The organism is Dactylosporangium sp. NBC_01737, from assembly GCF_035963215.1.
GTDB lineage: Bacteria > Actinomycetota > Actinomycetes > Mycobacteriales > Micromonosporaceae > Dactylosporangium.
This window is the reverse complement of record NZ_CP109153.1, coordinates 6168721-6191833: the sequence shown is the minus strand read 5'-3', so window position 1 is coordinate 6191833 and position 23113 is coordinate 6168721. Positions and strand designations below refer to the sequence as shown.

The following is a 23113-nucleotide window of genomic DNA, read 5'->3' as shown; positions in this document are numbered from 1 at the left end:
CCGGTAACCGTCCGTTTCAAGAAGTTGCGGCCCGGGTACCGATGCGGCACCAGCAAAACCGATCGATGGAGGGTCCCCGTGAGCGCCGCACCCCTGCCGCCACTGCCACCGGTGCCGGGTATCGAGGACGATGACGTCGACTTCGGCGGCTACAACATGCTCGACCTCCTCGACGAGGACCACCGGCAGCTCGCGTCGCTGTGCGAACGGCTCATTTCGCCCGGCGAGCAGGAGAAGGCCAAGCCGCAGGACATCGAGGACGTCCTCGTCGCCACGCTCGCCCGGCACCTGTCGGCGGAGGAGCAGTACCTCTACCCGACGGTCAAGGCCGTCCTGCCCGACGGGGCCCCGATCGCCTCGCAGGAGGTGGCGGCCGACGCCGAGCTGATCCTGGCGTTGCAGCGGCTGCACGTGACCCCGGCCGCGGACGCGTCGTACCAGGCCGCACTGGAGGCGGTCACGTCGCACGTGCGCGACCACAACCACCGCACCGGCGAGGAGGTGTTCCCCCGTCTCCGCGAACAGTGCACCGACACCGAGCTCGTCCGGCTCGGCAACCGGGTCCAGATCGCCCGCGGCGCGGCACCCACCCGGCCCCACCCGAGCACCCCTTCAGCACCGCCGCTCAACAAGCTCGTCGACCCGGCCGTAGCCGTCGTCGACAAGGTCCGCGACGTCCTCACCCGCCGCACCACCTGGCCCGAGGACCTCGCCAGCTGATCGCGTTTATCGATCTCACCCCGGAGGTAAGAAACCATCATGGCTACTGTTCTGTGGATCATCGCAGTGATCATCGGCATCGCCGGCGTCGCAGCCCTGCTGCGCCGCCAGATCCTGTGGGGCATCATCCTCATCGTCGTGGCGCTGCTCGTCGGCCCCGGCGGCGTGAGCATCTTCAACGTATAACCGCAAGTCACGGGTGACCGGCTCCCCCTCCGGCCATCCCGCGAACAGGGCCCCGGCGACCCCCCTCAGCCGGGGCTCTTCGCGTGTCACACCCCCCGATTCGCCAAGATCTTCCAGCACCGTGTAATGTCTCCGACGGCCATCCGGGCGGTGAGAAAGTCACCGGGTAGGATGTTCACAGCAGGTCGAAGTGGCGGAATGGCAGACGCGCTAGCTTGAGGTGCTAGTGCCCGCAAGGGCGTGGGGGTTCAAGTCCCCCCTTCGACACCGATCTTGGTGGATTTTCACCAACATCAACACTCAGCACACACGACGGCGGGCACGCCGACCGACCCGAGCGGGTGACCACCCGGTCGGGTATGTGCACGTCAGGGCCCTGTCAGGGCGGCGACGATGACCGGCATACAGCGCAAAGTCCCGGCCGCCACCGAGCAGATGATCGCCGCGCTGATACCCACACCACTCCCCCGCCCACGGCCAGCACCTGCACCGCTGCCGACGTTGCCGGCCGTGCCGTCCGGGGCCGCGCCAGTCGTGCCGACGCTGGACATCGCGCGCCTGGACCGATCCGGCCGGGTATCCGCCCGATCGCTGCTCGACCACCTCGGGTGGCGTCCCGGCCAACGCCTGGGGGTCGATGTTATCCACGGCGCGATCCTCATCTGGCCCGCGACCGACGGCCAGCCCCTGGTCGGCGCTCGCGGTGACCTTGCCCTGCCGGTCGCGGTGCGGCAGATGTGCGCCATACGCACCGGGGACCTCGTCGTCCTCGCCGCCGAGCGCACCCACGACCTGCTGATCGTCCACCCCGCAGCGACGGTGGCACGACTGCTCGCGGACCTCCACACCCGCCTGACAGCCGGCGGCCATGGCCGCTGACCCGGCACGCATCGCGCAGGCATGGACACTGCTGGCCGACCTCGGCGTCACCCTCGCCGACCTGCAGCACGACGCCCGACCAGCGAGGCCGACGTTCGACGCGTACCTCCCGCAGGTCCTCGCCGCCGCCGGCCCGGGCGCGCTGCGCACCTACCGCAGCTACTGGCACCGCATGACCACGACCTGGGCCGGTCGGGCGATCGACACCGTCACCGCCAGCGACATCCAGGCCCTGCGGCAACAGGTCACCGACCACGCCCGCGTCCGTCGCAACAGCCGCGACGGCCGCCACGCCGGCGAACTGTTCGTGGCCGCCGCCCGCGCCTTCTACAACCGCGCCATCGCCGACGGCCTCATCCAAGCCGTAGATAGCCCTGCGCACCGGGTCGGCAAACCCCGACGGCTGCCCAGCACACGACGCGCACTGACCCCGGACGAGCTCACCGAGATCAACCTGGTCGCCCGCACCAGCGGCAACGACACCGCCCTCGACGCGCTCCTACTCCGCCTGCACACCGAAACCGCATGCCGACGCGGCGGCGCGCTTGCTCTGCGCCCGCAGGACCTCGACGCCGGACGCGGCCTGCTCATGCTGCGAGAGAAGGGCGGCACTGTCCGCTGGCAGCCGATCACGCTCGACCTCGCCGCCAGCCTCAGCCGACATGCCGCAGTCCGCGGCGCGGTCCTGCCCACCGACGCGTTGCTGCGCTACCGCGACGGTAAGGCCTTGACCAGCCGCCGTTACGACCACCTCTGGAACCGTATCGGCCTTCACCTGCCTTGGGTCGCCACGCACGGCATCAGCACCCACTGGCTGCGCCACACCACCCTCACCTGGGTCGAACGCCACTTCGGCTACGGCGTCGCCCGCGCCTACGCCGGCCACACCGACACCACCGGGCCAGCGACCACCACCTACATCAGAGCTGACCTGCAAGCAGTCGCGGCAGCGCTCGCGGCCATGACTGGGCAGCCGCACCCACTGGCACAACCGACCGATCGACCCCCGGGTGGTCACCTGCAGACTTGAACACCGCTACCGCATACCGCGCGACCTGCGTCATGATCATTGCAAAGTCCGGGTGTGCACGTCAGCGACGGCGCAGTTGTTCGTAACGGTCGCGCGGTTCGGCTGTCAGCGGGTTGATGCCGTTGCGGCGGCACCGGATCACGTGGAATGTCGCTCCCAGGAGTGGTAGACCGGCTGCCCGGACGAACCCAGCAGGTCTGTCGGCCTTTCACGATGTGCGGCTTTCGGTGCGGAGGACGTCGAGCCGGCCGGTGCGGGCGACGCGGGCGAGGGCGTGGGCGGAGGGTTTGACGACGCGGGTGTGGTCGTCGCTGACGGCGCTGAGGCCGAACTTGGGGCGGTAGCCCTCGCTCCATTCGAAGTTGTCGAATGCGGACCAGTGCAGGTAGCCACGGACGTCGACGCCTTCGCGGATCGCCTGGGCGGTGGCCGTGAGGTGCCCGTCGAGGTAGTCGAGGCGTTCGGTGTCGTCCTCGGTGGCGATGCCGTTCTCGGTGACGTAGAGCGGCAGGCCGGTCGCCGCGGCGCGGTGCAGGATCACGCGCAGGCCGTCGGGATGGACGGCCCAGCCCATCTGCGTCACCGGTGTGCCGGGTGGCGGGTCGGCGAAGTGGGTCGGGGAGGCCGGGTCGACCCACTGTTTGCGGTAGTACTGCACGCCGAGCCAGTCGCCGCGGTCGGGGCCGGTGAGCCCGTCGAGGTACAGGTCGACGATCTCGTGCCGCATGGTGCGGTGGAAGGCGTCGCAGGCCGGGTCGGCGCGGATCGGCGCGAGCAGCGGCAGTTGCACGGCCAGTCCGGTCCGGGAGCCGGGTGATGCGGCCCGGACGGCGCCGACCGCGGCGTGGTGGGCGTCGAGCAGGGTCCGGCCGACCCGTTTCCACAGCACGGGGTTGGTGAGGGCGGGTGGGTGGTAGCCCTCGAGGTAGCCGTGCAGGGCGATCATCTGTGGTTCGTTGATGGTGCAGACGAACGGCATCAGGTCGCCGAGTTCGGCCGTGACGTGCCTGCAGTATCGCGTGAACAGGTGCACGGCGTCGGGGGCGAGCCAGCCGCCGCGGGCCGCGAACCAGCGGGGCAGCGTGAAGTGGTGCAGGGTGACGAAGGCGGTCATGCCGGTGCCGGCGAGGGCGGTGAGGACCCGCCGGTAGTGCGCGACGGCGGCCCGGCTGAACTCGCCGGGGGCCGGTTCGATCCGGGACCATTCCAGCGACAGCCGGTGCGCGGTGTGCCCGAGCTGCCGCAGCAGTGCGAAGTCCTCGGCGTAGCGGTGGAAGTGGTCGATGGCGTCGCCGGAGGACTCCCGGGCGGCGGAGGCGGGAGCGTGTTCGAAGTCCCACCAGTCGTTGTTGACGTTGCCGCCCTCGACCTGGTGGGCGGAGGTGGCCGCACCCCACAGGAAGTCGGTGGGAAAGTCGCGGTGCACGTGGCTCCGATCCGCCGGAGCGGCCCGCCGGCGGCGGGCCGCTCCGGGCTGGGCTACTGCTGGACGGTGGTGAAGGTGTAGGAGCCGGATCCGGCGCGGTAGACGGCGTAGCCGCCGTCGACGCGCAGGAACTGGGTCCGCTTGGGCTGATCGACGACGCGGCCGCCGCGCAGCGGCACCCAGATCTCGGCGGTGGTGTTCGCCGGGACCGTCACGTCGAGCCGGAGTCGCTTGCCGTCGAGCTTCCACGCCGAGCGGGCGGTGCCCTGCGGCGTCTGGTAGCTGCCGTTGACGAAGGTGAGGTCGCCGACGAGCTTCGGCCGGATGGTCAGTGACCGGTAGGCGGCCCCGGTCGAGCGGATGCCGGCGAGGTCGGTGTGGAACCATTCCTCGATCTGGGCGAGGATCATGTGGTTCTTCGAGTCACCGCGGGTCCACCGCTCCCCCATGGTCGTCATCCCGCCCGGGTTGGCGGTGGTCGGTGCCATGAAGTAGCCGTAGCTGGGCTGTTCGTCGCGCTGCAGCAGGTCCCACAGCACGTCGTCGCGGCCGCCGTCGGCGAGCGCCCGCACGGTCGGCGCCATGCCGATGGTGCCGCCGCTGAAGTGCGGCCCTTCGCTGTTGGGGTGGAAGGCGTGGACGAGTTCGACGAGCGCGTCGAGGACGGCCTGGCGTTCGCTGTCCGGGACGAGTCCGGCGTCGAGGGCGAGGGCCTGCGCGGACTGGGTCGCGCCGGTGGTGCCGGCGTTGCCGTCGGTGGTGTACCGGCGCAGGGTCGTGTTGTAGAAGTGGGCGTTGAACGCGGCCTTGATGTCCGCGGCGAGCGTCCGGTACTTCGCCGCGTCGGCCTGGTGACCGGTCAGTGAGGCCATATCGGCCAGCTTGCTGATCATCGTGTAGTAGCCCCAGGTGCCGGTGATCCGGCCCGAGGTCTGGTCGGCGGCGACCCAGTCGGCGAGGGCGGCGTCGACGATGTGCGCGTTGTCGCCGGTGCCGACCTTCTGCCGCTGGATGTAGTCGGCGAAGCGGATCATCGGCTCGTAGTACCGGGCCATGGTCTGGGTGTCGCCGTACAGCTCGTACAGCATCGACGGGACGAGGATGATCGCGTTGCCCCAGTTGATCTCGTCGCCGAACCGGCCGGTGTAGCCCCAGTCGTAGACCGGCGTCTTCAGCGCGACGTTGCCGGACATCGGGGTGTCGGCTGTTGACTGGCCCTCGACGAGGTGGCGCATGGTGGTGCGCAGGTAGGCGTCGAGTTCGAAGTTGCGGTGGATGGACGCCATCGGCATGGTGTAGTCGGCCGGGTAGGACAGCTTCTCCCGGCCGGGGCAGTCGGTGAACACCGACATGACGTTGGATGCGAACGAGTACCGCGACATGGTGTGGATGCGGTTGATGCGGGCGTTGGACGTGGTCACGTCGCCGGCGACCGGGACGGTGGCCTGCAGTCGGAGGCCTTTGACGAGATTCCTGGCCGGGACGTAGCCGGCCGGCAGGCCGGTGACCTGGACCCATTGCATGCCGAAGTAGTTGAAGTCCGGGTGCCAGGTCTCCCCGCCGCGCAGGCCCGCGGTCGTGTAGGTGTTGAACAGGTCGCGGCCGCGGCTACCGCCACCACCCATGAGGGACGCCTGGTCGACGGTGCCGTCGGCGGCGAGCGACTCGGCCGGGGCGACCTTGACGACGGTGCCGGCCGGCAGGTCGCCGGGCAGCCGCAGTTCGGGCCAGCCGACGATGTTCTGCCCGAAGTCGAACACCCAGGTGCCGGGGACGGGGTTCGTCACCGCCACCGGTGTGAACGTCTCGACGACGCCGACGGGTTCGGCGGTGCGGGCGACGAGCCTGGTGGCCAGGTTCGGCGGCGGCGCGATGCCGGCGTCGATCCAGCCCGTCGCGGTGCCGTCGCGGCGCTTCGCGGTGGCCGACAGGTCGGCGCCGGGCTGGTCCCAGCCGGCCTGCTCGCGGCGGGCGTCGTAGTCGGCGCCGGAGTACCACGCGTCGGTGACGAGCGGACCGAGCGCGGTGCGCCAGGACCGGTCGGACACGACGACGTCGGTGGAGCCGTTCGTGTAGCTGATCTCCAGCCGGGCGATCAGCCGGGGTGTCACCGCGGCGCCGGCTGAGGGGTCGCTGGCGGCGACGTTGTTGCCCGAGCCGGTGACGGCCGTGCCGGTGATGTGCGGTTTCGCCAGGGCCGGGGTGAACGTGATGCCGGTGCCGTCGGCGCCGGCGGTGCCGATCGCGGTGATCGTGCGGGATTCGAGGCTGTCGCCGCCGTTGCCGGTGTCGATGTTGATCGTGCCGCCGACGTGGTAGTTGGCGACGTTGTCGAGCTTGACGCCCGTCGTGCCGGACGCGGCGTCGGCGACCAGCGTGCCGCTGCCCTTGAGCTGGCTCTGCCACCAGGAGTACGGCGCGGTCCGGCCGACCGCGGGGTTGGTGACGCTGCGCCGTACGTAGGCCGGGCCGTTGCCGAGCTGGACACCGAGGGTGTTGCCGCCGTCGCGCAGGTCGCGGGTGATGTCGTAGGTGCGGTACTCGCTGGAGAGCTGGTAGTTGGCGTTGCCGGGGGCGAGGACCTCGTCGGTGAGTTCCCGGCCGTTGAGGGTCGGCAGGTGCAGGCCGACACCGGACAGGTAGAGCCGGGCGGAGCTCAGGCGCTTGCGGTGATCGACGGTGAAGGTGCGGGCGAAGATCGGCATCGGCTGGTTCTCGGTACGGCCCGGGTACTCGATCCAGCGCGCCGCGCCCCAGTCCGACGGCTGCAGCAGGCCCATCTCCCACGACGACGTCCTGCTCCAGTCGGACGGGCGCCGGTCGGCGTCCCAGACCCGCACCTGCCAGACGACCCGGTCCCGGGAGGCGAGGGTGCGTCCGGCGTATGCGATGCCGGTCTGGGTGTCGGACGGGACCTTGCCGGTGTCCCAGATGAGCTTGCCGTGCTTGAGATTCGCCTCGCTGGTGGCGGCCTGGATCTGGTAGGCGGTCTGCCGGTCGGCGGGGCACGCGGCGCGTGATGTCGGGCGGTGGCAGGGATGCGCCGCCGCCCGGCTGGTCTCGACGATGTGCCAGCCGAGTGCCGGGGCGGTGTTGTCCAGGCCCAGGGGCCGGCCCGAACGGCCGTCGATGCGCAGGTCGACGACTTCGACGTTGCCCTGCCCTCCGGCCGCTGCGGCCGGCGTGGCGTTCAACAGCTGGGACATGATGAGGGCGAGCGACGCCCCGAGTCCGACGAGTGAGCGCACCCGATGTCTGGCGGTTGACACTGGTACTCCTTCGCGAAGGGCCCCGCCGGCCGTGACCGGCCGGCGGGGTGTGGGGTGGTCAGGCGCCGGCCTTGTAGTCGGCGTCCATGGCAGCGAGCACCTTGTCCGGGGTGGACTGCCCGCTGAAGATCTCCTGCAGGCCGGAGAGCATGGTCTGCTGGACCTTGGCGTTCGGCCACAGCTGGTCCATGAACGGCACGGTCCGGTTGTCCTTGAGATACGTGGTCAGCTCGGTGAACGCGGGGTCGACCGCGGCACCGCTGTCCGACAGGGACGGGAGGCTGCCCTGCTTGGTGTTGAAGACCTTCATGCCGTCCGGCGACATGACGAAGTTGACGAACTTCAGCGCCAGGTCCTTGTTCTTGGTCTTGGCGTTGACGCCGTAGCCAGCGCCGGCGGCGGCGGGCATCATGAACTCGGCGGGCGCGTCGGTGGCGGGCAGTGCCTTGAGGGTGAACGTGCCGCTGGGGTTCTTGCCCTTGAGCAGGGCCACGACCCAGTTGCCCTGGATGATGCCGAGGGTCTTGCCGGTGGCGGCCAGGTCCTGGCTGGCCTCGTAGCTGGTGCCGAGCGGGTTCTTCTGGAAGCACCCGGTCTTGTCCATCTCCTGGTACTTGGCCATCGCCGTCGTCCACGGCGACTTGGCGAACGACGTGGCGCCGCTTTGCAGTTTGGTGTCGAAGTCCTTGTCGGCGCCGAAGACGACGGTGGCGGCGAGGGCGTAGAGGGCCAGCTGGTTGACCCAGTTGTCCTGGATGCCGAGCGCGAACGCGGGGGTGCCCTTGGCGGCTGCGGCGCGGCAGAACGTCAGCAGCTCCGTCCAGGTGCCCGGCGCCTTGAGGCCGGATTGGGTGAGCGCCTGCTCGTTGTAGACGGCGCCGATGCCGTTGAGGCCGAAGACGGCGTTGTAGGTCTTGCCCTGGTACTGCGCGACGCTCTTGAGCCCGGCCGGCAGTTTGGCCGCCCACGGCTGGTCGGACAGGTCCATCAGGTAGCCGGGCTTTGCCAGGACGTAGGTGGCGCCGGGGTTGCCGTTACCGGGCCAGACGGTCATCACGTCCGGCGCGGTGCCGGAGGCCAGCTGGGTGCGGATCTGCTGCTGGTACTGGTCGGCGCCGCTGGTGGTGTACCGGACCTTGACGCCGGGGTTGGCGGCCTCGAAGGCCTTGACGACCTCCTCGATGGAGCCCTGGTCGACGGAGGCAAGGGTCAGGGTCTTGCTGTCGCTGTCGGAGCCGGCGTTCGTGCCGCTGCTGCACGCGCCGACCGCGAGTGCGACGGTCAGGGCAGCGGCGAGCGCCGATGTTCGGAACAGTCTCATGGCATCTCCAGGACTGGGGTGTGATCGGGGGTGTGGGAGGCGGTGAAGGTGTAACGGCCGGACGCCAGCCGCACGGTGAGCCCGGCGGCGGACGGTTCGACCCCGAGTACCCCGGGCCGCGTGTGGGCCGGCTCGTCGTGCTCGCGCACGCCGGCCGGGTCGGCGGTGGGGACTTCCAGCAGGGCGGTGCTTCCCGGCGGCACCGTGGCGGTCACGGTGATCCGGTCGTCGGTGACGGCCCAGCCGCAGGCGACCGGGCCGCGGGCGGTGTCCTGCTCGGCGCGGGCCCAGGTGAGCCGGCCGCCGGGCAGTGGGCGCAGCAGCAGTTCGCGGTAGGCCACGGAGGCGGGGGTCTGGTCGATGCCGGCGACCCGGCCGAACAGCCAGTCGCCGACGCTGCCGAGGCTGTAGTGGTTGAAGGAGTTCATTGCCTCGGCCTGGAAGCCGCCGTGTTCGGTCCAGCCGTCCCAGCGCTCCCAGATCGTGGTGGCGCCGTGGCGGATCGAGTACCCCCAGGACGGGAACTCGTCCTGGTGCAGCAGCGCATATGCCAGGTCGGCCCGGCCGTGCTCGGCCAGTACCGGGCACAGCAGCTGTGCGCCGATGAAGCCGGTCGTCAGCCGGTTGCCGCGCTGTTCGATGCCGGCGGCCAGGTGCTTGACCGTGGCGGCGATCAGGTCGTCGGGCAGCAGCCCGAACGCGAGCGCGAGCAGGTAGCCGGTCTGTGTCTCTCCTTCGACGGTGCCGTCGTCGCGGACGTAGGAGGCGATGAACGCCTCCCGGATCGCGGCGTGCAGCGCGCGGTGCGTCGCGGCCTCGCGGGGCCGGCCGAGGACGTCGGCGGCGTCGGCCACGATCGAGGCGCTGCGGGCGAAGTAGGCCGTCGCGAGCAGGTCGCGCGGGGTGTCCGCGTCGACCTGCAGCCAGTCGCCGTAGTTGTTGCCGGTGTGGTGGCGCCAGCGCAGGTCGGGGTTGTGCCGGCGGATGTGCCCGACCCACGCGGCCATCGCCTCGAAGGAGTCGGCCAGGACCTGCCGGTCGCCGTAGGTGCGCCACAGGTGCCACGGGATGAGCACACCGGCGTCGCCCCAGGCCGGGGCAGCCTCGCGGTGCAGGGTGATGACCGGCGCGACGTCGCGGAATGCGCCGCCGGTGTCCTGGCCGTCGACGACGTCGCGCATCCAGCGGGCGAAGAACGCGGCGACGTCGGCGTTGCGGCTGGCGGTCGGGGCGAAGATCTGGGCGTCGGCGAGCCAGCCGAGGCGCTCGTCGCGCTGCGGGCAGTCGGTCGGCACGGCGACGAAGTTGCCCCGCTGGCCCCAGGCGATGTTGCGGGACAGCTGCTCGGTGACGGGGTCGGAGCACTCGAAGCGGCCGGTCCACGGCGTGTCGCTGTGCAGGACCCGGGCCACGACGTCGGCCGCGTCCAGCTCGCCGGGATGGCCGTCGATCTCTATGTAGCGAAACCCGTGCGTGGTGAACTGCGGCTCGAACACCTCGACCGGCGCACCGGCGGCGACGTAGACGTCGGTGGCGGCCGCCCGCCGCAGGTTGGCCACGTACAGCTCGCCGCCGGTGAGCACCTCGGCGTGCCGGACCGTGACCCGCCGGCCGCGCGGCGCGGCCCGCAGGGTGAGCCGGACCCGGCCGACGAGGTTCTGCCCGAAGTCGATGACGTACCGGCCGGGCGTCGTGTGCTGCACGGTCGCGGGCGGCAGTTCCGCGGTGACGCGCACGGGGTGGTCCGGCTCGGCGACCAGCGGTCCGGGTTCGGTGTCCAGGACCGTGACCGGCGCGAAACCCTCGACGGTGCCGGCGGCGTCCCAGCCGGGCACATGCCGGCGGGCGTCGACGACCTGACCCATCAGCAGGTCGGCGCTGAGGATGGCGCCCGGGCGTTCGGTCCAGGTGGAGTCGCTGGCGATGACCTGCCGGGTGCCGTCGGTGAAGTCGAGGATCAGCTGGGCGAGGAACGCCGGGCAGTCGCCGTAGTGCTGGGCGGCGCGGCGCGGGTCGAAGCCGACGTAGCCGCTCCACCAGCCGTCGGCGACGGCAGCGGCGAGCACGTTGTCGCCGGCCTGGACGAGGTCGGTCACGTCGTAGGTCTGGTACTGCAGCCGCCGGTGATACTCCGTCCAGCCCGGGGCGAGCTCACGGTCGCCGGCGCGGCGGCCGTTGAGCCGTGCGTCGTAGACGCCCCGAGCGGTGGCGTACAGCCGGGCACGCGCCGGCCGGGCGTCGAGGTGGAACGCCCGCCGCAGGTGCAGCGGTGGTGGCAGCATGTCGGCGCCTGCGACGTCGTCGGCGACCGGCGGCGCGACGGCCGGGTGGCGGGCGGGGTCGCGGCCGACCCACACCGCCGACCAGTCGGTGCGGTGCAGCAGACCGGTCTCGAACCAGGTCCGCGCCGACCCGGCCGGCTGGCCTGCCTCGTCCCAGATCTCGACCCGCCAGTGGTAGCGGGTCGCCGACTGCAGGACGGGCCCGTCCCACGGGATCAGCAGGCCGTCGCCGGACGCACGCCGGCCGGTGTCCCACAGCGAGCGGCCCGGGTCGTCGAGGTCGTCGGGCCGTAGCGCGGCCCTGATGCGGTAGGCGGTCTGCGCGGCGCCGCGCCGGTCGCTGTCGAGCTTCCACGACAGCCGCGGCCGGGGGTGGTCGATGCCGAGCGGCTCGTGGCGCTGCTCGGTTTGCAGCCCGTAGAGGTGCATGGTCATCCCTTGAGCCCTCCGGCGAAGCCGTTGATGATGCTGCGCTGCAGCGCGAAGTAGACGGCCAGCACCGGGACGATGCTGATGAGCAGTGCGGCGAAGACGAGGTTCCAGTCGGAGACGTACTGGCCGAAGAAGCCCGCGAGCGCGACCGGCACGGTCTGCTGGGTGCCGCCGCTGAGGTACAGCAGCGGGGTGAAGAAGTCGTTCCACACCGCGACGGCGTTGAGCACCAGCGCGGTCACCGTCACCGGCTTGAGCATCGGCAGCACGACGTACCGGAACGTCTGCACCGGCGTGCAACCGTCGATGGCGGCGGCGTCCTCGAACTCGCGCGGCAGCGACCGCAGGAACCCGACGTACAGGAAGGTTGTGAACGGCACCTGCAGCCCGGCGTAGAACAGCACGAGCGCCCAGATGGAGCCGAGCAGTCCGAGGTCGCGCATCGTCTGGTACAGCGGCAGCGCCGCCAGCTGGAACGGCAGCACGAGGCCGAGCATGATCAGCAGGAAGGTGCCCTTCGACCAGACGGCGGTGATCCTGGCCAGGGGGTAGGCGGCGAGCGAGGAGATGGCGAGCACGACCGCGACGCTGACCGTGGTGACGATGGTGCTGTTGATGAGCGCCCCGCCGAGGCCGGCCTGCTGCCAGGCCTCGGTGAAGTTCGACAGGGTCGGCGAGGTCGTGGGCCGGATCGGTGAGCCGGTGTCGGACGGTGCGCGGACGGCGAGGTTGATGAGCACGTACACCGGGAAGCCGATCACCGCGGCAACGGCGACCATCAGCAGTTCCAGGGCGAGGGTGCGGCGGCGGTAGCGGTTCATGACGCCGCCCGTTCGTTGCGGGCCAGCACCAGGTACTGCCCGGACGACACGATCGCGACGATGATCGTGAGGACGACGGCGAGTGCGATGCTGTAGCCGAACTCGCCGAGGGTGAACGCGTCCTTGTAGATGAGCGTGGAGATGGTGTCGGTGGCGTGCCCGGGGCCGCCGCCGGTGAGCGCATAGACCTGGTCGAACAGCTTGATCCCGCCGATGATCGACAGCATCAGGTTGATCGTGATCGCGGGGGCGAGCAGCGGCCGGATGATCCACCAGAACCGGCGGACGGGACCGGCGCCGTCCATCGCCGCAGCCTCGTAGATCTCCTTGGGGATCGACTGGAGCCCAGCCAGGAAGATGACCATGGAGTAGCCGGCGAACTGCCACACGATCACCGCGACGACGGACCACAGCGCCAGTTGCGGGTCGCCGAGCCAGTCCTGTTGCCACGAGCCGAGTCCGACCGCGGCGAGCAGGCTGTTGACCGCGCCGTCCGGGCCGAGCAGGTTCCGCCACAGGTACGCGGTGACGATCGGGGTCACCACGGCTGGCGCGAACAGGAACACCCGCAGCACGTTCCGCGATTTGATCATCGTGTTGACGCCGAGGGCGAGCAGCAGGCCGACGCCGTTCTGGATGACCGTGATCGCGACCGCGATGAGCAGCGTGTGCCGGATCGCCTGCAGTGCGTCGGGGTCGTCGAGCATGGCGCCGAAGTTGTCCAGGCCGACGAACGACCAGTCCGGCGACAGGCCGTCCCAGTCGGTGAAGGCGAAGTAGACGCCCCGCCCGCTCGGCAGGAGCACGACGTAGGCGAACAACGCGATCGCCGGGAGCACGAACCACCACGGTGGGTCGGTGCGACGCCGGCGGGCCGACCGCGGCACACGCTCCGCCGCTTTCTCGGTCAGTGTCATGGGGCTGCGACCACTCTCTAAAACGTTTCATTCGGATTTGGCCGGAACCGGTCCGGTCCGGGTCGATCGAGCCGCTCCGTAGCCGGACGAGGCGACAGCACCGCAGCGAACGCCAGAGCGATCATCAGTGGGCAACGTTTTTCAAAATGTGTGACGCCGACCATAGGAGCGCCCCGCCTGTTACGTCAAGAGGTCGGCCGCGCTTCGCGCTCGTGAACTGGCCGCATCAGTAACAGGCTCTAGGATTTTCGGCTCGATCCTCCCTACACTGCGAGGGCAACGTTACCCAGTCCCTGGAGATCGAGCGGATGACCATTGACGCGCCGGCCCGCCGGGTCACCATCGTGGATGTCGCCCGGCACGCCCAGGTCTCCACCACAACGGTGTCCAAGGTGCTGCGCAACGCCACCGGTGCCAGCCCAGCCATGCGCGCCAGGGTCCAGCACGCCATCGCGGAACTCGGCTACCGCCCCTACGCCGGTGCGCGCGGCATGCGCGGCCGGACCTTCACGATCGGCGTGATGCTGCCCGACATCCGCAACCCGTTCTTCGCCGACGTCCTCGCCGGTCTGACCGAACACCTGCACGGCACCGGCTACCAGGTGCTGCACGGCACCGGCCGTAACGGCGAGGACATCGAGGCCCGGGTGACCGAGGCGATGGTCGACCGCGGCATGGACGGCCTGGTCCTCGTCGCGCCGATTTCGTCCGGCGCGCACCTGGAACGCATCGCCCGGGCGGTGCCGACGGTGGTCGTCGGTCGGCACGGCCGTTCCGCGCTCTACGACACCGTCGCCGACGACGACCACGCGGGCGCCCACCTCGTCGTCGCCCACCTCGTCGGCCTCGGCCACCGGCGCATCGCCCTCATCGACCACCGCGAGACCGACCCCGTCCGCCTCGCCGAGATGCCCAACGCCGTGCGGGCCGACGGTTACCGCGACGCAATGCGCGTCCACGGGCTGGCCGATGAGATCGACGTGGTGTCCACGACGTACACCCATGACGGCGGCTATCTGGGTACGCGGCAGCTCCTCGCCCGGCCCGCGCTGCCCACCGCCGTCTTCGCCGGCGCCGACATCGTCGCGATGGGGATGCTGCAGGCCCTGGCGGAAGCAGGCCTGTCGGTGCCGGCGGACGTCTCGGTCGCCGGCTACGACAACACCACGATCGCCGCGTTCGGCCCGGTCTCGCTCACCAGCGTCGACCAGGCCGGACAGCAGATCGGCGCCCACGCCGCCCGGCTCCTGCTGGACCGCATCGCCGACCGCAGTGCACCCGCCAGCCACATCAAGCTCACACCCACGCTCGTGGCCAGGCGCACGACCGCGCCGCCACGGGTGTGACGACGATCTGGCCGCACAGTCCCATCGGGTAAGGAGCAAGGATGCCGAAGCCGCCGGCACGTACCGGACGCGTCACCATCGTCGACGTCGCGCGGCACGCCGAGGTGTCCACGACCGCCGTGTCAAAGGTGGTCCGCAACGCCTACGGGGCCAGCCCAGAAATGCAGGCCAAGGTGCGCAAGGCGATCGCCGAGCTCGGCTACCGGCCGCACGCCGCGGCCCGTGGCATGCGCGGCCAGACCTACAGCATCGGCGTGATGCTGCCCAACATCCGCAACCCGTTCTTCGCCAACATCATCGACGCGGCGACCGAGGTCCTCGAGGACGCCGGCTACCAGGTGCTGATGGGCCCCGGCTGCAACGGCGAGGCCGAGGAGGCCCGCGTCACCGAGACCATGATCGACCACAGTATGGACGGCGTCATCCTCATCGCCCCCGTGTCCAGCCGCCAGCACCTCGAACACGTCGCCAGGTCCGTGCCGACCGTCATCGTCGGCCGCCACGGACGCTCGTCGAGCTACGACTCTGTCGCCGACGACGACCTCGCCGGCGCGGCCCTGGTCGTCAACCACCTCGCCGACCTCGGCCACCGCCGCATCGCCCACATCGAACACCTGGAGACCGACCCCGAACACATCGCCGAGATGCCCAACGCCGTCCGCGCGGACGGCTACCGGCAGGCGATGCGCGCCCGCCGGCTCGACGAGCACATCGACATCGCCTCCACCACCTACACCCAGGACGGCGGTCACCTCGGCGCCCAGCAGCTGCTCGCCCGGCTCCACCGGCCGACCGCCATCTTCGCCGGCGCCGACATCGTCGCCATGGGGACCCTGGAGGCCATCGCCGAGGCCGGCCTCACCGTGCCCGGCGACATCGCCGTCGCCGGCTACGACAACACCATGTTCGCCGCGTTCGCGTCCGTCTCGCTCACCACCGTCGACCAGAGCGGCCGCCAGATGGGCGGCAACGCCGCCCGGCTCGTCCTGGACCGCATCGCGCAACCCCGCCGGCCAGCGAGTCACATAAAGCTCGCACCGACCCTCGTCGCCCGCAGGACCACCGCCGTCCTGCCGGACTGACGCCGGAACGGTTCCGCGCGCCACGGACGTCCGACGACGTTGCGTGGCCACGCCGATATGCTGGTCGTTTCCACCGCACATCCGAGGGAGCTCGCCGAATGGAACCGTCAGCACCACCGCGACGGGTCACCATCGTCGACGTCGCCAAACACGCCAAGGTCTCCGTCACGGCCGTGTCCAAGGTGCTCCGCAACGCCTACGGAGCAAGCCCGGCCATGCAGGCCAAGGTCCGCGAGGCGATGGCCGAGCTCGGATACCGGCCGCACGCGGCCGCTCGCGGGCTGCGCGGGCAGACCTACACCATCGGCGTCATGGTCCCCGACATCTACAACCCGTTCTTCGCCGACATCATCAGCGGCCTCACCAAGCAGCTGCACGAGACCGACTACCAGGTGCTCGTCGGACCCGCCCGCCACGACTACGACAACGAGGCGCTCGTCACCGAGGCCATGATCGACCGCAGCATGGACGGCCTGGTGCTCATCGTGCCGACCTCGACCCCGGCGCAGTTGCAGGCCACCGCCGCGACCGTGCCAACCGTCGTCGTCGGCCGGCACGTCAGCGCCGCGGCGTACGACACCGTCGTCGACAACGACACCGCCGGCGCCGCCCTCATCGTCGAGCACCTCGTCGAACTGGGGCATCGCCGCATCGCCCACATCGAACACGTCGAACGCACCCCGGCACTCATCGCCTCGATGCCCAACACCATCCGCGCCCGCGGATACCGCCAAGCGATGCAGGACCACGGGCTCGCCGCGCACATCGACGTGATCGCCAGCCGGTACACCCGGGAAGGCGGCTACCTCGGCGCGCAGCAGCTGCTCGCCCGCCGGCCGCGACCCACGGCCATCTTCGCGGGTGCGGACATCGCCGCCATGGGCGTACTGGAGGCCGTCGCCGAGGCCGGCCTGTCCGTGCCCGACGACATCTCGGTCGCCGGCTACGACAACAGCGTCTACGCCACCCTCGGCACGATCTCACTCACCAGCGTCGACCAGGGCGGCCACCAAATGGGCAACCACGCCGGCCGCCTGCTGCTGGAACGCATCGCCGACCGGCACCGACCCTCGACCATGATCTCACTGTCCCCGACCCTCGCCGCGCGCCGTTCCACCGCCGCGCCTCCGGCGTAGGCCACGCGCCGCCGGGCTCATCCGCGGCGTCATGCCCCCCAACCCGCCTGTCGCCCCCCGACGCGCTCGGCGACGATGCGCTCGGCGTACCCGCTGCACGCGTACGCCGCCATCGGGTCAGGGTCCAGGCCCAGTTCGGCGCGCAGTTCGGCCAGCAACGGACGGACGTCGGTGTTGTATGCGTCCATCAGCACCCCGTTGGCGCCCAGCACATCACCGGCTTGCCGCGCGGCGTCGAGGGCCTCGACGTCGATGAGCAGCGCCTTGGCCGTTGCCTGTCGGGCTCGTAAATTGGGTTCGCGGCTGTGACGTGCGGTTTTGCGTGGAGTTCGCCCGTCGGTAGCGGTGACAATCGAGGCCATGACCGCTTCGCCGGTGTACCTACTCCTGCGCCAGATCCTGCAGATGCTGACCCAGCTCGCCCGCGATGGCGGCGCGAAAGACGTCGAGCTCCTGGTCTTACGCCATCAGGTGGCGGTGCTTCGCCGGCAGGTGCACCGACCCGACCTGCAGCCCGCGGACAGGGTCGTGCTGGCGGCGCTGTCGCGGCTGCTGCCCCGACCACAATGGTCGGCGTTCTTCGTCACCCCAGCTACGCTGCTGCGCTGGCACCGGCAACTGATCGCCCGACACTGGACCTGTCCGCATACGCGGCCCGGCCGCCCACCCGTCGACCCGGAACTCCGCGACCTCGTGCTGCGTCTGGCCGCGGACAACCCGACCTGGGGCCACCGCCGCGTGCAAGGTGAACTGGCTCGTCTGGGCTACCGGACCGCGGCCAGTACCGTCTGGAAGCTCCTGCACCAGGCCGGCGTCGACCCGGCACCCCGGCGGAGCGGACCGACCTGGCAGCAGTTCCTGACCGCGCAGGCCCACACGATCCTGGCCTGCGACTTCTTCACCGTCGACACCGTGCTCCTCAAACAGATCTACGTACTGTTCTTCATCGAACTCGCCACCCGCCAGGTCCACATCGCCGGCGTCACCGCACACCAGACCAGCGCCTGGGTCACCCGGCAGGCCCGGAACCTGCTCATGAACCTCGGCCAGCACACCGACCGGCTGCACTTCCTGCTGCGAGACCGAGACACGAAGTTCACCGCGGCATTCGACACGGTCTTCACCGCCGCCGGCATCGACGTACTCCGCACACCACCACAGGCACCAAGGGCGAACGCCTACGCGGAACACTGGGTCGGCACCGTACGACGCGAGTGCACCGACCGGATCCTCATCGCGGGCCAACGACACCTGACAAGCGTCCTGACCGAGTACACCGCCCACTACAACTGCCATCGCCCACACAGATCGCTCAGCCAGCAACCACCGAACCCACCACCACAGGTCGTCGACCTCACCGCCGCCCGCGTTCAACGACGCCCGATCCTCGGCGGGCTGATCAACGAATACACCCAGGCCGCATAGCCGAAGCCCGATTTACGAGCCCCACAGGCACCCGCCGCTGCATCGAAGTGACGGCTATCCATCTGCACCGATCAGCCGGACTCGGCCACCCAGACGTCATTCAGCCCAAGACGTATTCCCGCCAAGGCGTGCCCAAGAGGTTGGCACGTCACATGCCTGCTGGAGAAGCCATCACATCGCACCGCTTGCATCCCATCAAGGGCCTGCATGCTGTCGATCTGGTCCATGACTGCCGAGGATCCACAGCACCCCGACGATGCGGTCCGCTGGAGGAGTAGGCGACTCCAACCTGGTCATCGAGATCAAGGGCTCATGGAATCGGGACGAGCCTACCGCGCAGCAGACGCAGCTAGCCAACCAGTACCTGCCTGCGGCTCGCAACTCGCCCGGCATCTACCTGATCCGGCTGGTACCCACTCGACCCATGGACGACCGGAGACCGCAGAAGGATCGGCGCAGCCCGGTACAGCAAGGAAAGCCTGCCTACCGAACTCAGCTCGCAAGCCAAGAACATCGCCGTCGACGGCGTGGTCAGCACCCTTCGCGTCCGCCGACAATCCTGGCTGGCTGCGGTACTTCATCCGCAGCGACCAGCGGTCTCCGGCGGCCGGCACGGATGCCCGGTCGTTCCTGCTGCACATCGGTGCCCAGTTCGCGCCAATGCACCCGGAGCTGTTCACCGCCGAGCAGGTCACGGTCGAGGTCAAGCAGCGCATCGGCGCCGTCGACCCGGACGGCTCGGTGGTCGGGGTCGAGGTCGAGCGGACCGCGACGACGCCGCGCTGGTGCGCGGGGCGATCGAGCTCGGCCACAACCTCGGGACGACCGTCCTCGCCGAGGGCGTGGAAGGCTCCGCGCATGTCGCCGCGCTGCAAGCGCTGGGGTGTGACATCGCGCAGGGATACCACCATGCCCGGCCGATGCCCGCCGCGGACGTGGCAGGATGGATCCGCAGCCGGGATCTGACCGCCGTCGCCTGAACCCGGGCGGCCGGCTGGCTCAGTGCTGGACCAGCAGGTGCGTAGCCAGGTCGCGGGTCTCCCGCCGGGTGGCGGCGCGGGCGAGGTGGTCCAGCAGCGCCCGGTAGTGGTCGCGCTCCAGCTTCGCGGTGGCCAGCGAGAACGACGATATGCCCGGGTTGTCCTGGCGCAGCCGCCCGAGTCCCTTGGCGGTGTGCAGGGTGACCATGGCCTCGTATCGGGCCATGAGGTCGGCGCGGTCCCCGGCGCGGACGCCGGACCCTTCGAGGGCGTCGAGGTAGTCGTTGCACAGCTCCGCGCGCTGGTGCCAGCCCAGTTCGTCGGCGTCCAGCAGCGGCAGGTCGTCGATGACGGTGGCGGCCTCGCGCAGCAGCGGCAACGCGACGGTGGCTTCGATGTCGATGAGCACCAGCCGGCCGTCGCGGGTCCACAACCAGTTGCCGGGGTGCGGATCCTTCTTCGCCACCGCCGGGGTGCCTGCTGCGGCGAAGGGCTCGCAGGCCGCGGCCAGCAGCCGCCGCAGGTCTCCGGCCGCGCCGAGGTTGCGGGCCACCTTCGCCAGCTGGGTGCGCAACGCGTCCTGCTCCTGCGGCCCGCAGACCCGGGGGAACCGGTCGTCCGACTGCGCTCGCCAGGCTTGGAACGCGGCGAGGTACCGCAGCGCTTCGCGGAACCGGGGGCGCGGGTCGGGTCCGGGGCCGGTGCGCCAGTCCACGACCGATGCACCGAGCAGCCGGGCCTGAGCGCGGCGCATCACGTACACACTGTCGCCCTCGACGAGATCGACGACGGCGAGCGGCTCCGGCAACGTCCAGGTGGCCGGTGCGCCAGTTGCGGTCAGCCAGTCGCGGAACCGGACAGTGTCGCCGTGTTCCCGATGGGCGTCGGCCCGGCCCAGTCGCTTGAGCACGAGGGCCTGCTCGACGAGCCGATGGCGGTCGTTCATGAACCGCACGCCGTGTTCGCCGGGGCGTGGCTGTCCGCCCAGGATCGAGCTGGTGAACTCGCGGTTGTGCACGGCCAGCTCGGCGGCGCGGCGCAGCAGCTCGGTCCGCCGGCCGGCGGTGACGAGGGTGGCGAGGTCCGTGGGCTCGGCGTCGGCCAGCTCCGGGTGGTCCAGCACGGTGGGGTCCCCGGCGATGTCGCCGAGCTGCAGGACCGGCCAGGGCCAGGCGGGATCGCACCGCGCGGCCTGCAGCGCCCGCTGCGCGGCGGCGACGACGAGCCGGTCGTCGGCCGTGAGCCGGGACAGGCGCAGCGCAGCGGCGGCGGTGAGGCTGCGGTTCTCACGGTGTCCGGTGCCGGTGCCGGCGTCGAAGACCGCGTCCTTGAGCGTGATCGCCAGGCGCAGGTCGTCGGCGTCGTTCTGGGCGACGCCGCGGCGGTAGTGGGCGTCACCGAGCAGGCCGGTCAGTTGCCAGGCGCCGTGGCCGAGGTCGCGGGCCGTGGTCAGGTGGGTGACTGCGGTGTCGAGGTGATTGGCGTCCCAGGTGAAGGGGTACAGCCGCAGCGCCAGCTCGCCCAGCCGGCTGTGCGTCATGACAGGGTCGAAGTCCAGGCGGACGGCGGTGCCCGCCTGGGCCCGCTGCAGGCCGGTCGACAGCCAAGCCACGCCCTCACCGAATAGGCTGGCGGCCTCCTCCGCGTCCGCCTCGTCACCGGCCTGGGCCAGCTTGCCCAGTTGCAGCGCGCAGGTGCCGGCGTTGACCAGGGCGTCGACGCTGGGCGGGTCGGCGTCGTGCGCGGCGAACGACGTGCGGTACAGCTGCACCGCCCGGCCGAGCAGGTCCGGGTCGGCAGGACCCCGCCCGAGCAGGTCCGGGTCGTAGGGACCCCGCCCGAGCAGCCACGCCAGGAGGGCGGCGTGCCCGGCGACGTGCCGGACGGCCGGCGGGGTCAGCGACGGATGCGCCAGATCCACCTCGATGCGGTCCAGAGCGACGGACAGCAGCGGACGCCAGGACTCCTCCGGCAGTTTCCCCGCAAGGATCTTGCAGGCACGCATGAGGGCGGCGGTGGGGATCGGATCGTCCGCCGGCAGCTGGGTGATGTCGGTGGCGGTGGTGTACAGCGCCTCGAAATCGTTTCCGGCCGACGCCGCCTCGACCAGGTCCTCGAGCTCGGTCACCCGCAGCTTCGCGCCGGACTCGGCGGACGCCTGCGCGGTCTGCAGCTGCCGGGCCAGGTCGAGGTCCGCGCGAGCGCCCGCGCTGTCGTTGCGCCGGGCGCGCACCCGCGAGCGGTCCAGCAGCGCGCCGACGACGGCCGGATCGTGCCGGTGCGGTTCAGCGCGCTCGTCCAGCCAGTCGGCGAGCGCCTCGTCCAGCAGTCGGGAGCTGCGCCGGCCGTGCTCGTCGCCGAGGCGGTAGCGGTGGTTGCGGACCTGTGCCCGCTTGGCGAGCAGGTAGCCGTCGGCGATGCCGCTGCTCTCCTGGCCGGGCATGGCCAGGGCCTCGGTGTAGCGGCGTTCGGCGTCGGTGAGCCAGCCGATCGCGGCGGCCCGGTCGGCAACGGCGCCGGCTGCACCGTCAGCCATGAACCCGAGCTGCGCAACGACGTCCGCGGCGGTTGCCCGCAGCCGTTTGGAGCTCGGGTTTCCGACCATTGCAACCAGGTCCCGGGCCCGTTCCAGGTGCGTGCCGTCCCCCGTGATGGTGAACAGCCGCAGGCCGACCTCGATCCGGTACGCGAAATGCTCCTCGGTGCGGTCGCCGAACCGTTCCGCGGCCGCAGCGTGCTCCTCCGCCTCTTCGAGCATCAGCAGCGCCGCGGCGTCCGTGGCGGTGCGCGCCAAGATGGTCAGCGCGTTGGCCAGCTGCCCCCGCAGGGTGCTGCGGCGGTCCGGTCCCCCGCCGCCCGGCCGGTGTAGCGCGTCCTCGAACCGGAGCACCTCCCGGGACACCTGCACGCACTCGTCGAGCAGGAGCATGCCGACGGTCGATCCCTTGTCGCGGTGGTCGAGCGCGCGCCCCAGGAAGAAACACCTGCTGGCGAGCTGCAATCTGATCTCGACGCGGGTCTTGGTCAGGGTCATCCGGTGGGTCTTCAGGACTTCCTTGAGCCCGGTGACATACTCGTTGGACCGTTCGTAGAACATGCGCAGCAGGACCAGCCAGGCCGCGTCGTCGGATTCGAACCGGCGGTTGGTCCTGGTGGCCAGCCAGGCGCCGACGAGGCCTTCGGCGCTGCCGTGCCGGTCGAGATCGTCGAGCGCATACGGCACCACCAGGCGGCCCAGGCGGGCGGCGAGGTCCGGTGGCAAGGCGAGGCCCAGGTCGGCGTACCGCTGCGAGACCTCGCTCAACCGATGCGCTTGGTGCCGTTGCCGCATCCGGCCACGATAGACCTACGGTTGTCGATCAAGGACGGCTGTTGCCGCGTCCGCCCCGAACGGCTGACACCTCGTGCCGGGCGAGGTCGGCGAAGCGCCCCACCGCCTCCCGGCTGGCCACGTCGCTGGCCTCCAGCTCGTCGCGGCTCGCCGCCCGCTTGATAGCGTGCGTGGCCTCCCGCGCCCGCTCCGCGCGGTCCGCGATCTCCCGGTCGCCCGCGACCAGCACCACCTGGAAGTAGGCTGCCCAGACCGCGCTGCGCAGCGTGTACACGTGCTCGGCCTCGGCGCCCGCGCGGCCCCCGTGCTCCAGCAGCCACCGGCCCATGAGAGCGCTGCGGTAGTTCATCGTCACCGCGGCGAACGTGCGGTATGCATCCAGGCGGGCGTCGTGCACCTTCGCCGAGGCGGTGTTGCGGCGCTGCAGCAGCTGCGTGAGCAGGGCACCGATGACCGTGCCGGCCAACGCCCCTGCGACGCCGACGAGCACGGGGATCATCGATCCACGGTACCGGACCGCCGGCGCCGGC

General features: G+C 70.7%; 18 protein-coding genes and 1 tRNA gene. 10 read left to right on the top strand and 9 right to left on the bottom strand.

Annotation, left to right across the window (positions count from 1 at the left end; translation table 11 throughout):
- Nucleotides 1-78 precede the first annotated feature (78 nt).
- The 5 genes from OHA72_RS27835 (at nt 79) to OHA72_RS27815 (ending at nt 2815) form a co-directional block, all read left to right on the top strand.
- The gene (locus OHA72_RS27835; RefSeq protein ID WP_327010749.1) at nt 79-720 is read left to right on the top strand and encodes a hemerythrin domain-containing protein; all 642 of its coding nucleotides are present in this window, start codon (nt 79-81) and stop codon (nt 718-720) included.
- Between the two features lie 39 nt (nt 721-759).
- A complete protein-coding gene (locus tag OHA72_RS27830; RefSeq protein WP_327010748.1) occupies nt 760-906 on the top strand; it encodes a GPGG-motif small membrane protein in 147 nt (48 codons plus the stop codon).
- Between the two features lie 184 nt (nt 907-1090).
- Nucleotides 1091-1173 (top strand) — tRNA-Leu (locus OHA72_RS27825).
- A gap of 126 nt (nt 1174-1299) precedes the next feature.
- Complete coding sequence (locus OHA72_RS27820) at nt 1300-1785, top strand: hypothetical protein (protein WP_327010747.1); 486 nt, start codon at nt 1300-1302, stop codon at nt 1783-1785.
- Nucleotides 1775-2815 (top strand): tyrosine-type recombinase/integrase, encoded by a 1041-nt coding sequence (locus OHA72_RS27815; RefSeq protein WP_327010746.1) that lies wholly within the window; start codon nt 1775-1777, stop codon nt 2813-2815. Before OHA72_RS27820 ends, OHA72_RS27815 begins: the two co-directional genes overlap by 11 nt.
- A 208-nt stretch (nt 2816-3023) precedes the next feature.
- Here the strand turns inward: OHA72_RS27815 and OHA72_RS27810 are convergent, their stop codons facing one another.
- The 6 genes from OHA72_RS27810 to OHA72_RS27785 are packed head-to-tail and all read right to left on the bottom strand — an operon-like array spanning nt 3024 to nt 13283.
- Nucleotides 3024-4241, bottom strand: a complete 1218-nt coding sequence (locus tag OHA72_RS27810; protein ID WP_327010745.1) for a glycoside hydrolase family 1 protein — start codon at nt 4239-4241, stop codon at nt 3024-3026.
- Between the two features lie 53 nt (nt 4242-4294).
- Entirely contained in the window at nt 4295-7510 is a 3216-nt protein-coding gene (locus OHA72_RS27805) for a family 78 glycoside hydrolase catalytic domain (protein ID WP_327010744.1), read from the bottom strand.
- 58 nt (nt 7511-7568) lie between these two features.
- Nucleotides 7569-8831 carry an ABC transporter substrate-binding protein gene (locus OHA72_RS27800; protein WP_327010743.1) on the bottom strand — a complete coding sequence of 421 codons (1263 nt, stop codon included), beginning with the start codon at nt 8829-8831 and terminating at the stop codon, nt 7569-7571.
- Complete coding sequence (locus tag OHA72_RS27795) at nt 8828-11548, bottom strand: alpha-L-rhamnosidase (RefSeq protein WP_327010742.1); 2721 nt, start codon at nt 11546-11548, stop codon at nt 8828-8830. Before OHA72_RS27795 ends, OHA72_RS27800 begins: the two co-directional genes overlap by 4 nt.
- Nucleotides 11545-12366 carry a carbohydrate ABC transporter permease gene (locus tag OHA72_RS27790; protein WP_327010741.1) on the bottom strand — a complete coding sequence of 274 codons (822 nt, stop codon included), beginning with the start codon at nt 12364-12366 and terminating at the stop codon, nt 11545-11547. Before OHA72_RS27790 ends, OHA72_RS27795 begins: the two co-directional genes overlap by 4 nt.
- Nucleotides 12363-13283 carry a carbohydrate ABC transporter permease gene (locus tag OHA72_RS27785; RefSeq protein ID WP_327010740.1) on the bottom strand — a complete coding sequence of 307 codons (921 nt, stop codon included), beginning with the start codon at nt 13281-13283 and terminating at the stop codon, nt 12363-12365. Before OHA72_RS27785 ends, OHA72_RS27790 begins: the two co-directional genes overlap by 4 nt.
- Before the next feature lie 308 nt (nt 13284-13591).
- Here OHA72_RS27785 and OHA72_RS27780 point away from each other — a divergent pair, with 308 nt between their 5' ends.
- From OHA72_RS27780 to OHA72_RS27770, 3 genes are all read left to right on the top strand, one after another.
- On the top strand, nt 13592-14629 hold the full coding sequence (locus OHA72_RS27780) for a LacI family DNA-binding transcriptional regulator (RefSeq protein ID WP_327010739.1): 1038 nt from the start codon (nt 13592-13594) through the stop codon (nt 14627-14629).
- 41 nt (nt 14630-14670) lie between these two features.
- Nucleotides 14671-15711, top strand: coding sequence for a LacI family DNA-binding transcriptional regulator (locus OHA72_RS27775; protein ID WP_327010738.1), 1041 nt, complete (start codon nt 14671-14673; stop codon nt 15709-15711).
- Between the two features lie 98 nt (nt 15712-15809).
- Nucleotides 15810-16847, top strand: coding sequence for a LacI family DNA-binding transcriptional regulator (locus tag OHA72_RS27770; RefSeq protein ID WP_327010737.1), 1038 nt, complete (start codon nt 15810-15812; stop codon nt 16845-16847).
- A 29-nt stretch (nt 16848-16876) separates the two neighbouring features.
- On the opposite strand, the gene OHA72_RS27765 is transcribed toward OHA72_RS27770, so the two are convergent.
- The gene (locus tag OHA72_RS27765) at nt 16877-17209 is read right to left on the bottom strand and encodes a hypothetical protein (protein WP_327010736.1); all 333 of its coding nucleotides are present in this window, start codon (nt 17207-17209) and stop codon (nt 16877-16879) included.
- Between OHA72_RS27765 and OHA72_RS27760 the strand changes: the two genes are divergently transcribed.
- Both OHA72_RS27760 and OHA72_RS27755 read left to right on the top strand, forming a co-directional pair.
- A complete protein-coding gene (locus tag OHA72_RS27760; RefSeq protein ID WP_327010735.1) occupies nt 17208-18272 on the top strand; it encodes an integrase core domain-containing protein in 1065 nt (354 codons plus the stop codon). The two genes, OHA72_RS27765 and OHA72_RS27760, sit on opposite strands and share 2 nt — an antisense overlap.
- A gap of 785 nt (nt 18273-19057) precedes the next feature.
- Nucleotides 19058-19252, top strand: coding sequence for an EAL domain-containing protein (locus tag OHA72_RS27755; protein WP_327010734.1), 195 nt, complete (start codon nt 19058-19060; stop codon nt 19250-19252).
- 19 nt (nt 19253-19271) lie between these two features.
- Here the strand turns inward: OHA72_RS27755 and OHA72_RS27750 are convergent, their stop codons facing one another.
- Together OHA72_RS27750 and OHA72_RS27745 are read right to left on the bottom strand one after the other, a co-directional pair.
- Nucleotides 19272-22583 (bottom strand): hypothetical protein, encoded by a 3312-nt coding sequence (locus tag OHA72_RS27750; RefSeq protein WP_327010733.1) that lies wholly within the window; start codon nt 22581-22583, stop codon nt 19272-19274.
- Nucleotides 22584-22611: 28 nt separating this feature from the next.
- A complete protein-coding gene (locus OHA72_RS27745) occupies nt 22612-23082 on the bottom strand; it encodes a plasmid transfer protein KilB (protein WP_327010732.1) in 471 nt (156 codons plus the stop codon).
- Nucleotides 23083-23113 lie beyond the last annotated feature (31 nt).